Source organism: Streptomyces sp. NPDC048606 (assembly GCF_040650855.1).
Lineage (GTDB): Bacteria > Actinomycetota > Actinomycetes > Streptomycetales > Streptomycetaceae > Streptomyces.
In genome coordinates this window covers 1-10,892 of the sequence record NZ_JBEZIB010000075.1, presented here as the reverse complement: position 1 = coordinate 10,892, position 10,892 = coordinate 1, and the positions used below count along the sequence as shown (strand labels likewise).

The following is a 10,892-nucleotide window of genomic DNA, read 5'->3' as shown; positions in this document are numbered from 1 at the left end:
GGCCTGAACAGCACGAGCGAAACCTCCGACGACGAAGCTACATGCCTGAACCGAGTCCCGCTCACAGAGCTCGTTTACGGGACAGCCCTTAGGCGGAGGGATGATCGCAAGCAATGACATTCGCCGGCCCGGCTACATTGACGTAGTGCCAGCGACCGACATCGAAACAAAATGGGGTGCGACCTATCTCGGATGGGCGCCACCATATTTTCCCGCAGGTGGGTGAATCAGAAAAATGACAGTGCCACCACAGGACGTGCCGGCCACGCCCGTTTACACCATCGTGATCACCGCCTCCGGCGTCTACATCGACGGCGACCGCATCATCGGCCCCACCGGCGACCTCCCCGCCGCACGGCGGGCCGCCCTCACCGACATCCGCGTGCGGGCCGCCCTACGTGGCCGCCCCGTGCGCGTCACCGCCCGTGAACCGGACGGGACATCATGGCCATTGATCGTGGACGCCGACGGCAACCTGACCACACTGCCCGAGCCCCACCCCACGCCCCCACAACCGGCGCAGCCTCCACCGCCCGCACCCGCCCCACCGCCTCGACCCCCGACCGTGGCCTGGGGAACGCCCCTTCCGACACACCACCTGGACACCTGGACACAGCTTCGGACGGCACACGCCGCAGGCGACACCTCCACCGCCACCGTCCTCGCGAAACGGTTGGAAACCACCCTGGAATCGGAGTACGGACCACTGCACCCCTACACCGTGGGCGCCCTCAGCGCCCTCGCGTGGCAAGCAGGCAACCAGCAGAACCCCGACGACCCCATCGGCACGGTGACCCTGCTGATCCGCGTCGCTCTCCGTCGCGGATCAGCCGGCGCAGAACCGAAAGCCGAAACCGACCACATCATCCGCAGCGCCCACGAAGCTTGGCACGCCCTGGCCGCTGAGGATTCCGAAGCGGCGATCGAGCTGAGCACGCCGCTGGTGGACATGCTGACCCGTTTCGGACAGGAGAGCCGTACGCACGACGTCGTGCGGTGGGTCGAGGAAGCGGTGAGCGGCCCTGGCTGAGCCAGCTGCGTGCTTACAGACGGTCACCCGGTCAGCAGTGGTGGTGTGCTGCCCGTCGGGGCGCGGCTCTGGGTGGGGCATGGCCGCTGCGAAGCTGGTCCCGGAGGGGGCCAAAATTCAAGAGTCGTTGACAGCCCCTGGTGTTCATGCCGTTCCTCATCGGGGCGGAGAACCCGCTGCAGCTGAAGGAACGCGGCCGACTCGTCCTCGAACTCGGCGTGCACCCCGTGCTTGAGCGTCGGCGGGTCCTCGTGGGTGCTGTGGCGCGTGTCGGCGGTGGTGCCGGCCTGCGGCGCGAGCCGTGCCCAGTGCATCTGGGTTGAAGGGGGCAGCTGCTGAAGAGCGATGACATTTCGGATAGGCGGCCGTCCAGCCCCAGACAGCCTGCCCGCATCAATATCGAGCCTGTATATCGGAACTTGAGTCGCTTTGGTCCCTGCATGCCCGCGTTGCCATCCCCTGACCTGCCCTGATGGGTTGGCGGCGGACGCTGTGAGTCGGTCGCTGCGTTTGCTTGACAGACCGGGCCAGCCGGACCCGGGCGGCGGGGGGGTCTTCGTTCGTGGATTCGGCCCCGCAGTCCTGCCTGCTCGCGGGATCGTCGTACCCGGCGCTGTGGAGGCGCTGCATGGACGGTTGTTGGGAGGGTGTTGATGGCGGAGCGGGAGTCGTGGACGACGGACGAGTTCGGGTCCTCGCACGAAGGGACGGTGGGCGTGGTCCTGGCCGACGGGACCATTCCCGGCCCTGTCTTCTTCGACAGCGGCTCGGGTGCGGGTGGTCGGGAGGTGGCGCAGTGGAGTGTCTACGACGGCCGCTTCCGCCGCCCGCGAGCGCACGCGTTGCGGGCGGTGTGCTCGTGTGGCTGGTCGGGGCCGGAGCACCCGTTGGACTGGGAGGCGATCGGCGAGAAGGACCTGGAGGTACACGGTGACAGCGAGGCGGACGCCTGCGTCCGCGACTGGGACCACCACACCACCGTAGTCGAGGCGACCACGGTGCCGCTCCCGGAAATGATCACCGGCCTGCTGGAGCGGCTGGAGGAGGAGGTCGACAAGCTGGCCAAGACCTCCCCGGTCGCCGCGGTCCGGGCGGCCCGCCGTCTTGAGGTGACGGCCGAACGGCTCGGCTACTGGGCCGCGCACGGTACCCGGCACGACCTCGACACCGCCCAGGCCGCGGCCGCTCTCGGCCTCGACGAGACGGCCACACGCAAACTGCTGGCACGCTTCGGCCGGTGGAGCCCTTACGCCTGACCATCCCCATGGACACCCCTTGATTTCCCTACCGCGTCCCAACCTGCGGCACCAGGAGACGCGTGCCCGAAGCCGCTGCCCCGTCGACGAATCGGGGGCAGCGGCTTCGGGCCGGCGTGGTCATGCGGCGGGTGCGGTGTGGGGAGGTGCGGCGAGGCGGGATCCGATCCGGAATCGCATCTCGCCCGCGGCTCGGCGGATGTCCTCCGGTTGGGCGTTGGTGTCGAGGAGGGCGAGGAGGACCATCAACGCGCGGGCTTCGTCGGCGCTGATCAACTTGATGCGGGTCTCGTTGACGCCGTCGAGCAGGGTGTCCAGCAGGTCCAGTACGTCCTCGTCCAAGCCCGTCCAACGCTGAACGAGTCGATGACGTCACCACCGACCTCGGCCATCGACGCGTGAGTCCCCCTCGGGCAGCTGATCGCCAGGCGGGTGTGCTCATCATGGGCCGTCGTTGTGGTGGCCCGGGAGCGGTGGGCCGATTCCAGCCTCGGGACTGGTAGGTCCGCATGTTGAGGTGTCGCGAGTTCGCGGCTGAGGCGCACCGGCCATGACGCTGGGTGAGGGTCGGGCCGGGTGATTGGGTCTGGCATGATCGCGCGGTGAGTGATGCGAGGCTGCGGTCCGTGGGGGCCGTTGAGTCACATGTCCGGGCGTTTTTCGAGGGGCATTCCGTTGAGGTCGTCGTCTGCGACCTGGGGCCGGAACGGCGCGAGGTCGTGCCCGACCTGCGGGTTTTCGTTGTCGGCCCTGGCCCGCGCGGCGATTGTTGGGCCTATGTGACCGCCGGGTGCTGGGCCGCGGTGGAGAAGGACGGTCATGGGCTTGAGTTCGTCATGACCGCCCACGTCCGCGACCAGCGGTTCATCGACCTCATGGCCATGATCGCGTACTACCACTGCGGTGGGCATCAGCTCGATCTGGCGCACAGCATGCCGATCGGTGAGCCGTGGGTGCCGGGCTCGAACTGCGACCACCTGCTGGTCAGCCTGCCCTATCTCCACGGACCTGACCTTGAGCACTGTCCGCTACCCTGGGGGCACGCCCGCATCCTGTGGACCTTGCCTGTGACGGCCGCCGAAGTCGAGTTCCGCAGGCATCAGGGTCATGAGGCGTTGGAGCAGCTCTTCGACGGGGCGGAGATCATTCCCACTGATCCTTTCCGGGCGTCGGTCGTGTGAGACGACGAGCAAACCTCCCGGTGGTCACCGCGAATGATCACCAGGAGCGTATCGGTTTCAGGTTCCGCCGACTCGGGGGCGTCGGCGTGGACGGCGGCGCGGCGGGAGGTATACGCGAACGACCAGGGTCAGCCAGCCTCCCGAATCGCGGTGACCGCGCGCTCGAACTGCTCGAAGGGTGACCAGGATCCGGCGCAGTGGCTCCCCCCGTCCGCGGACGCGCTGTGCCGGTGGGGAGCCGAGTGGACCGCGAAGAAACTCCGTTGGGGCCTCGCGGTCGACGAGGCCGAGCGCGACCGGCTGCTCGACGCCGCTGCCTGCTGCGGTGGTACGGACGTGGAGTTCGCCCCCGCCCCGTAGACGCACCCGGGAGGGGCGGGGCTGTCACCTCGCCAGGTGGTGGCCCTTCGCCGTGCCACACAGCCGCTCGCGACCGCCGGGTGGGCGGGCGGCGCCGACGGTCTGAAGCCGTTTCTCCGCGGTGTTCGTGCGGTGCTTACTGGCTCGGATCGACGGCTTGGGGGCGGGGGCGAGTCTGGGGTCCCCAGAAGCTGCTGGGCCGGTGCGGGTCGCAGCGCCATCCGGCTGCGTAGAAGCGTGCGGGCTGGCCGCATGTGGGTTTGCCGGTTTCACAGGAGCCCCGGTGGAGGGGAGAGGGCGTCTGGGACGGCTGATTCGGCAGGGCAGTCGGCTTGTCCGGCTCATGACGGTCAGGTGTCGGCTCTGTCCTGGGTGCCGGAATCATCTTGTCGATCGTGATGGCGAGTTCCATGCTGGCGATGCCCCGCGGCTCCAAGGGGGCGCTGGGGTGCCAGGTGTCCTCGCCGAACCGGCATGTCGTGTCCGCTTCCCGGCCCGAGTACTGGATCTCGTCGTCCAGCTCGTCGCTCTCGGTGGAGTGCGGTGTGTCCACTCTGCGGTAGTCGGCCCACTTGTTCCGGTCCTTGAGGGGCACCCAAAGATGGCTACCCGCACGTGAGTCCTTGCGCGAGGGAATGAACAGCGGTGCGATGTGACCGATGGCAGCGCCGATCAGCGTGCGACCGACGGTGACGCTGGCGACGTCACCGTCGAAGCTGGTCCACCCAGAGGCTTCACCGTCCATACGGCGCGGGGTGTCCCACAGCAGGTGAACCTTCCCGCACCCTGTCTTGACTTTGCCATCCGGGCAGGGACGCTGGGCGGCGGCGACACAGTGCCACTCGGCAAGGACGCGGTACCCGCCGACCAGCGCAAGGTCGGTGGCGTTGCTGATCTCCCGCCAGGTGACCTGGTTGGTCAGCATCCAGTTCGACCGATCCACCAGGTGGAACGTGTCGTCGTGAGTGATCCAGTTAGGCCGTTTCTCTCGGATCATCTGATCGTTGGTTGATGTGTGTCGTTGACTGACGCGCAGTGGGCGCGGATCGAGCCGTTGTTGCCGGACCGGACACCTCGGCGGGGTGGGCGGTGGCGGGATCACCGGGAGGTGATCGACGCGATCGCTTTCAAGTACCGCACCGGCACGCCGTGGATGGACCTGCCCGAGCGGTTCGGTTCCTGGAAGGGTGCCTACAGCCGGTTGCGGATGTGGGCGATCGACGGCACCTGGGACCGGGTCTTCGCCGCCCTCCTCGCCCAGGCCGACACCGAAGGCGACCTGGACTGGGTCGTCGCGGTCGACTCCACGATCGTCCGTGCCCACCAGCACGCCGCCGGGGCCCGTCAAAAGGGGCCCCGGCCGGCGAGCCGGACGACCATGCCCTCGGACGCTCCCGCGGCGGACTGACCACCAAGATCCACCTCGCCGCCGACGGCCACTGCCGACCCCTCGCGTTCATCGTCACACCGGGCCAGGCCGGTGACGCACCGGCGTTCACCCAGGTCATGAACGCGATCCGGGTCACGAGGCCGAAAGGCCGTCCCAGGACCCGGCCCACGGTGGTGCTGGCCGACAAGGCCTACTCGTCCCGCGCGATCCGCGAGCACCTGCGCAAGCGCGGGATCCGGGCGGTGATCCCGCAGCCCGCCGACCAGATCGCCAACCGCAAACGCCTCGGCCGCAAGGGCGGCAGGCCCCCGGCCTTCGACAAGACCGCCTACAAGCAGCGGAACACCGTCGAACGCTGCATCAACAAACTCAAACAGTGGCGCGGCCTGGCCACCCGCTACGACAAGACCGCAACCATCTACCGGGCAGCCCTACACCTCGCGGCCATCCACATCTGGACCGCGAGGTGATCGCTAAGAAACGGCCTAGTACTGCAACGGTTCTTTCGGTGACTGTTGGGCAGTTATGACGTTGTGATGGATATGGGGTTGGAGTCGGTGCGGGCGGATGCCCGCGTGTGGTCGGCGGGATTGTCGGAGTTGCACGAGCGGTTCGTTCACCGGTTCTCAAGGGTGGAGCCACGGGAGTCGACGCTGGCGTATATGCGTGGTCTGATAGCCCCGCTGGAACGCAAGAACGGCTGGACGTTGGCCGAGGAGGCCGGGCATGCCGGTCCGGACCGGATCCATCGGCTGCTGAACCGGATCGACTGGGACGCCGATGAAGTCCTCGACGATGTCCGTGGCTATGTGGTCGAGCATCTCGGTGACCCTGAGGCGGTCCTGATCGTGGACGACACCGGGTTCCTGAAGAAGGGCGTCCGCTCGGCCGGGGTTCAGCGCCAATACTCGGGAACGGCGGGCCGGACCGAGAATTGCCAGGTCGGTGTCTTCCTCGCCTATGCCGGTGCCCGAGGCCGAACGTTGATCGACCGCCGCTTGTATCTGCCCACGTCATGGACCGATGACCGGGACCGGTGCCGGGCCGCGGGTATCGATGACACCATCGGCTTCGAGACGAAAGTGGTCATCGCCAAAGCCATGGTCCGCCGGGCGATCGCGGAGAAGATTCCGTTCCGCTGGGTGACCGCGGACGCCGCCTACGGCTTTTCCAAGGGCTGGCGGACCGAGCTGGAGCGAGCGGATGTCTTCCATGTCATGGCGACCACCAGGCACGACACCGTGGTCTCCCGCTGGGCCATGGACCACCCCGTTCATGACCTGTTCAACGGCCTTGCGAGGCAGAAGTGGAAGCGCCGTTCCTGCGGCAACGGCGCCCATGGCCCGCGGGTCTATGACTGGGCGAGGGTGGAGGTCCGGCCCTGGCACCGCGAGGACCGCCGGCACTGGGTGATCGCCCGCCGCAGCGTGAGCCGGCCCGATCAGATCTCCTACTACATCGCCTATTGCCCGGCCGAGACCACCCTCGACGAACTCATCCACGTCGCGGGCAGCCGGTGGGCGGTCGAGGAATGCTTCCAGAGCGCGAAGCAGGAGTGCGGCCTGGACGACTACCAGGTCCGCCGATATCCCGGCTGGCACCGCCACATCACCCTGGCCATGGCCGCCCACGCCTGCCTCACCGTCCTGAAGGCCCGCGAGTGCGACACAGGGAAAGCAGAAACGGATCCTCCCAGCTCATACCACTCACCCTCCCCGAAATCCGACGTCTGATCACCCGCCTCACACACCGCCGACCAGCACCCGTCGCACACGTCCTGCACTGGTCACACTGGCGCCGACAACGCCAGTTCCAGGCCCGCGTCAGCCACTACAAACGACGCGGCCACACACCACCAGAAACTGCCCAACCATCAGATCAAAGACCGTTGCAGTACTAGGGCTGAGACCGGCCGCAGCATGGGCTTTGGATCGGCGCAACACACTGGCGGCACTGGCGTTGTAGTACTGCGCCTCACAGCCCAGATCCAGACCGCCGGCCCCCACGATGGTCACGTCGGGACGCGAAGAGCGCAGCTTGGTGGACTTCTCCACCCGCACCTCGAGACCCGCCGTCTGCGCCGTGCGGGCCAGGAAGTCCTTCATGGCCTTGTGCCGGTCACTCTCCTCCGCCGTCATCTCATGAACCGTCGGAAGTGTGCCGCACGCAGCCGAAGAGCGCCATCGGGACCCCGGTGCTTGCGCACGTACATGAAGGGGCTCTTCACCCCACTGAGCTCCGCCCTGCAGCGCTGGCCCTTGCTGCTCTGTACGCAGACGAGCAGTTCGCGGTCTCGATCAGATACCGGCAGGAGAAGCTCCGCGACCACGTCCTGCGCGCAGACCACTTCGCCGCCGGCCAGGCCGAGGTCGTCCTTGTCGAGTTCGAGAACCGTGCCCAATCCAGAGTGCCAAACGCCATTACAGTAGCCGTCGGTGTGCTCGGCGGCGATCTGCCGCCAGTGTTTGACCCAGCCGGCCTTTCGGTTGTCCACCAGCCGGTGCACCAGCCCCCAGCTGTGCACGAGCTCCAAGCGCAGGGACTTCGGCAGTTTGTCGTGCTCGTTGCGGACGTCCCGCCAGACACGAGAGTGCAGAGACGTGATCGTGTTCTCGGCGGCGCATTCGTTGAACTGCATCTCCCACAAACCGTGCAGGGTCGCGTCGGCCGAGCTGAGCGCCGCCACCTCTGCCGCCACGCCCTTGTGCGCGATCTCGCGGGCCACGAGATCGGCATTGAAGAACTGGCGCTTGGCCGAGTCCAGCTCCTCGTGGCCGGCCTCGGTCATCTGCCGGATGAACAAGGCGGAGCCGAGAGCGGCTGCCTTGTCGTCCTCGACTTCGAGCACCAGCCGAAGCTGCTCGACGGGGGAGGGGGCGGTCTGTGCGTAGGTCTCGTAGAACCCTCGTCGTACGTCGTCGGCCTCGGGGCTGAGCAGCTTCTTGCGGAGGGCGGTTTCGTCCCAGAGCTGGATGACGAGGTTGTGCTCGTTCTCCTTGGCCTTCTTCCACTTGTCCCACCAGGCCGTCGTGGGGCCGTCCATGCTGGAGGGGATGCACAGAATCCAGCTGGCGATGGTGTGGTCGTTATCGGCGGCTGCCTTCAGCGCATTGGTCAGCGACTTTCGGATCTGCTGCTGGTGATCCTTCGTGGTGGCTGGCATGAAGTACTTCGACTGCCACACCGTGATCGCCCCACCGAGGTTCCCTGCGAAGGCGTCGATACCCCAGTCGCCCGGGTTTGGGGCGACGGACCGCACGCCGGGGGTCGTCGCGGCGGCGAGCTGGGCGACCATCGACTCGAAGTCGTCGCGCGCCCCGCCGGTTCCTCCCCCGCGAACCATGTGAACGCTGAAGCTGATCGGCTGGACACCCACCGGCACGGCTATCGAGTCAGGCACAGCCCACCCCCATGCGCCGTCGGACTGCACACAGGATGTCTCCCGTGTGTCACACACCGTATTGGCCGGAGGGTACCCAAAGGTCAGCCGTCTGATCAAGAAGAGGAACGCTCGGCTGGTATCTGATGAGGGTGTGTCGGATCAGTCCCATCCGCTGAGGCCGGGCTGGCCGGGGAACATCCCCTTGCAGTCGCCGAAGCGGATGGTGTCGCCCTGGGAGCTTTGTTCTTCGCACTTCTGGCGGTCGTTCTGCGGACTGCTGGTGGTTGAGCAGGATCCCGCGAGCGCGATGATCACGGCGAAGGTGACGATGAGCCCGCACCCGATGGCCGTAGGAGACGGCCCGGGAACGGTGATGGCCGTCGGGCGCTTCGGTGTCTGGGAGGGGAGACCGTAGGCGCCGGTCGGAGCGGCGCTCTGCGCGGAGTGCGCGACGGCGCTGTGACTGCCCCCGCGGAACGCGGCGTACGGGTGTCCGGCGACCAGGGCGTGATGGGCAGCGGACCGTATCTCGTAGCCGGGGGCGGCGTTGAAGCTCTGCCTACAGCCGGGGTGGAGGCATCTCAGGTCCATCGTGGTGTGCGGTCCTTCCTGCATAGTGCTCTGGCCTCAGTGCGTGTTGATCCCGAACTGGTGCAGCAGCCCTTCGACGAGTTCCTTCTTGGTCGTCTGGAGAACGTCGTCGTCGGCGATCGGTGTGCTGATCGGGGGTGGTTGTTCAGTGCTTCGGTGTTTCGTTTTCAGTGGATGCTGCGTCGTGTGACCTGTGGGTTTTGCTGCGGGGGTGCGGGCTTGCTGAAGGTGTGACGCCGATTTGCTGCTGAAGAGTGACGCCGAAGTGAGGGTGAGCTCGGCGCCGAGCTTGTAGGCAGCCGATGTGAGTGTGCTGCTTGGTGGGTGGTGGTTGTGGGCCTCGGGTGGCCCCCCAGTGGCTGGTGTTGGGGGCGGGGCGGGGCGGGGCGGGGTTACTGAGGTTGAACTCGTGATGTCGTGGCCGGTCAGGCGGGTCTGATGGTCAGGCCGGTCTCGGCGAGGCAGCCGTCTATGAGGTGGCTGCGGTACTGGATGTGTCGCAGGCCGTGTCGGATGCGCCGGACGAGGTGTTCGGGTGTGCTGAAGGCGACGTTGGAGAGCCATCCCCGCCGCAGGAGGGACCAGATCCCTTCGACGGGGTTGAGGTCGGGTGCGTAGGGCGGCAGGTAGTAGATGGTCAGCCAGTCCCGGTCCTCGGCCCACTCCCGCAGGTCGGCGGCTTTGTGGACGTTGAGGTTGTCCCAGACCAGCACGATCGGGCCGCCGAGCTGCTGGTGGGCGGCGGTCAGCAGGTCCCGGTAGTCGCGCCAGGAGAAGCTCTTGCGGCCGTCGCGGCGGCCGTCGTCGCGGCGCGGCCGGTAGATCAGCCTGGAGCGGTAGCCGGGTTTGTAGCAGGTCAGCGCGGCGATGGATATCCGTCTGCGGGACCGGCCACGGACCCTCACGACCGGGGTCCGGCCGCGCTGGGACCAGGTCTTGGCCTGCGGCGGCGTCATGGAGAATCCGGCTTCGTCCTCGTAGACGAGCCAGGCTCCACTCACCGCCGCGAGTCTTCCGCGCAGGGCCACACCTCCCGGGCCCACCCGGCCACCGCGTCGTCGTCCCGCTCCAAGGCGCGCTGGGCCGGCACCTGGCACGACCAGCCGTTACGGACCAGGAGCTTGCGCACGCCCTGAATCGTGTAGGTCAGGTGGAAGCGCCGGCCGATCACCGTCTTGACCCGCGCGAGCGTCCACCGCTGGTCCTCCCAGCCGTGGGCGGCCGGACCCTTGGCCAGTTCCGCCTCCAGCTGCGCGAACTGCTTCTCGCTCAGCCTTGGAAGCGACGCAGGCCCCTGCGACCGCAGGGCCCGCGGACCGCCCTCGTCCCACGTCCGCCGCCACCGCTGCACCGACCGGACACTGATCCGCAGGTCCTTGGCGATCACCGCGCTCGCCTCACCCAGGGCGAACCGCTCCGCCGCCTGGAGTCGTAACCCCTCGCGAAACTGCTGCCGTTCGGCGGTCAGCCCGCCCCCTTGTGGATACCGCATGCCTCGGTCATACCGCAGCGGACGACCAGCCGTCAGCCCCTACGACACCACGAGTTCAACCTCAGTAGCTACCAGATCTGGAACCCAGGACGTGGGGCAGATCATTGTCCGTCGTTCAGACGCGGTCGGCCGCGATCAGGACGTACTGGAAGGAGCCGTCCTTGTAGGAGTTGATGAACGCCTCCTCGATGCCGGTGACCAGGGAGGACT

At 67.4% G+C, this 10,892-nt stretch carries 13 protein-coding genes and 1 pseudogene; 6 read left to right on the top strand and 8 right to left on the bottom strand.

The features are described 5' to 3' along the window. Nucleotides 1–256: 256 nt before the first annotated feature. Together AB0D01_RS38960 and AB0D01_RS38955 are read left to right on the top strand one after the other, a co-directional pair. Nucleotides 257–1,030 (top strand): hypothetical protein, encoded by a 774-nt coding sequence (locus AB0D01_RS38960; RefSeq protein WP_363064027.1) that lies wholly within the window; start codon nucleotides 257–259, stop codon nucleotides 1,028–1,030. Nucleotides 1,031–1,683: 653 nt separating this feature from the next. Beyond that, nucleotides 1,684–2,286 carry a hypothetical protein gene (locus tag AB0D01_RS38955; protein ID WP_363064025.1) on the top strand — a complete coding sequence of 201 codons (603 nt, stop codon included), beginning with the start codon at nucleotides 1,684–1,686 and terminating at the stop codon, nucleotides 2,284–2,286. Between the two features lie 120 nt (nucleotides 2,287–2,406). On the opposite strand, the gene AB0D01_RS38950 is transcribed toward AB0D01_RS38955, so the two are convergent. Next, nucleotides 2,407–2,628: a hypothetical protein gene (locus tag AB0D01_RS38950; RefSeq protein WP_363064023.1), complete on the bottom strand. Its 222-nt coding sequence runs from the start codon at nucleotides 2,626–2,628 to the stop codon at nucleotides 2,407–2,409. A 260-nt stretch (nucleotides 2,629–2,888) separates the two neighbouring features. On the opposite strand from AB0D01_RS38950, the gene AB0D01_RS38945 reads away from it, so the two are divergent. Both AB0D01_RS38945 and AB0D01_RS38940 read left to right on the top strand, forming a co-directional pair. Continuing rightward, entirely contained in the window at nucleotides 2,889–3,467 is a 579-nt protein-coding gene (locus AB0D01_RS38945; RefSeq protein ID WP_363064021.1) for a suppressor of fused domain protein, read from the top strand. 150 nt (nucleotides 3,468–3,617) lie between these two features. Next, nucleotides 3,618–3,827 carry a hypothetical protein gene (locus tag AB0D01_RS38940; protein ID WP_363064019.1) on the top strand — a complete coding sequence of 70 codons (210 nt, stop codon included), beginning with the start codon at nucleotides 3,618–3,620 and terminating at the stop codon, nucleotides 3,825–3,827. A gap of 136 nt (nucleotides 3,828–3,963) precedes the next feature. Here AB0D01_RS38940 and AB0D01_RS38935 read toward each other — a convergent pair whose 3' ends face one another. Further along, nucleotides 3,964–4,824, bottom strand: a complete 861-nt coding sequence (locus tag AB0D01_RS38935) for a hypothetical protein (RefSeq protein ID WP_363064017.1) — start codon at nucleotides 4,822–4,824, stop codon at nucleotides 3,964–3,966. 18 nt (nucleotides 4,825–4,842) lie between these two features. On the opposite strand from AB0D01_RS38935, the gene AB0D01_RS38930 reads away from it, so the two are divergent. Both AB0D01_RS38930 and AB0D01_RS38925 read left to right on the top strand, forming a co-directional pair. After that, nucleotides 4,843–5,687, top strand: a protein-coding gene (locus AB0D01_RS38930) for an IS5 family transposase (RefSeq protein ID WP_363064015.1) whose coding sequence is annotated in 2 segments (ribosomal slippage) — nucleotides 4,843–5,176 and nucleotides 5,176–5,687 — 846 coding nt in all. Because the reading frame shifts where the segments join, the coding sequence is not laid out codon by codon here. A 72-nt stretch (nucleotides 5,688–5,759) separates the two neighbouring features. Further along, a complete protein-coding gene (locus AB0D01_RS38925) occupies nucleotides 5,760–6,950 on the top strand; it encodes an IS701 family transposase (protein ID WP_363064029.1) in 1,191 nt (396 codons plus the stop codon). Nucleotides 6,951–7,040: 90 nt separating this feature from the next. On the opposite strand, the gene AB0D01_RS38920 is transcribed toward AB0D01_RS38925, so the two are convergent. From AB0D01_RS38920 to AB0D01_RS38895, 6 genes and pseudogenes are all read right to left on the bottom strand, one after another. Continuing rightward, nucleotides 7,041–7,355 carry a hypothetical protein gene (locus tag AB0D01_RS38920; protein WP_363064013.1) on the bottom strand — a complete coding sequence of 105 codons (315 nt, stop codon included), beginning with the start codon at nucleotides 7,353–7,355 and terminating at the stop codon, nucleotides 7,041–7,043. Then, nucleotides 7,352–8,617 carry a serine/threonine protein kinase gene (locus tag AB0D01_RS38915; RefSeq protein WP_363064011.1) on the bottom strand — a complete coding sequence of 422 codons (1,266 nt, stop codon included), beginning with the start codon at nucleotides 8,615–8,617 and terminating at the stop codon, nucleotides 7,352–7,354. The genes AB0D01_RS38920 and AB0D01_RS38915 overlap by 4 nt, the downstream gene beginning before the upstream one ends. A gap of 141 nt (nucleotides 8,618–8,758) precedes the next feature. Continuing rightward, complete coding sequence (locus AB0D01_RS38910; RefSeq protein ID WP_363064009.1) at nucleotides 8,759–9,190, bottom strand: hypothetical protein; 432 nt, start codon at nucleotides 9,188–9,190, stop codon at nucleotides 8,759–8,761. A gap of 425 nt (nucleotides 9,191–9,615) precedes the next feature. Next, complete coding sequence (locus AB0D01_RS38905) at nucleotides 9,616–10,191, bottom strand: IS630 family transposase (RefSeq protein WP_363064007.1); 576 nt, start codon at nucleotides 10,189–10,191, stop codon at nucleotides 9,616–9,618. Beyond that, a complete protein-coding gene (locus AB0D01_RS38900) occupies nucleotides 10,188–10,682 on the bottom strand; it encodes a winged helix-turn-helix domain-containing protein (protein WP_363064005.1) in 495 nt (164 codons plus the stop codon). The genes AB0D01_RS38905 and AB0D01_RS38900 overlap by 4 nt, the downstream gene beginning before the upstream one ends. A 115-nt stretch (nucleotides 10,683–10,797) precedes the next feature. Then, nucleotides 10,798–10,892, bottom strand: a pseudogene (locus AB0D01_RS38895) (SAM-dependent methyltransferase); the annotation flags it as partial.

Excerpts from the sequence above, each read along its gene's own strand:
- AB0D01_RS38955 (WP_363064025.1), top strand. The coding sequence starts at position 1,684 with ATGGCGGAGCGGGAGTCGTGGACGACGGACGAGTTCGGGTCCTCGCAC.
- AB0D01_RS38935 (WP_363064017.1), bottom strand. The coding sequence starts at position 4,824 with ATGATCCGAGAGAAACGGCCTAACTGGATCACTCACGACGACACGTTC.
- AB0D01_RS38925 (WP_363064029.1), top strand. The coding sequence starts at position 5,760 with ATGGGGTTGGAGTCGGTGCGGGCGGATGCCCGCGTGTGGTCGGCGGGA.
- AB0D01_RS38920 (WP_363064013.1), bottom strand. The coding sequence starts at position 7,355 with ATGACGGCGGAGGAGAGTGACCGGCACAAGGCCATGAAGGACTTCCTG.
- AB0D01_RS38910 (WP_363064009.1), bottom strand. The coding sequence starts at position 9,190 with ATGGACCTGAGATGCCTCCACCCCGGCTGTAGGCAGAGCTTCAACGCC.
- AB0D01_RS38900 (WP_363064005.1), bottom strand. The coding sequence starts at position 10,682 with ATGCGGTATCCACAAGGGGGCGGGCTGACCGCCGAACGGCAGCAGTTT.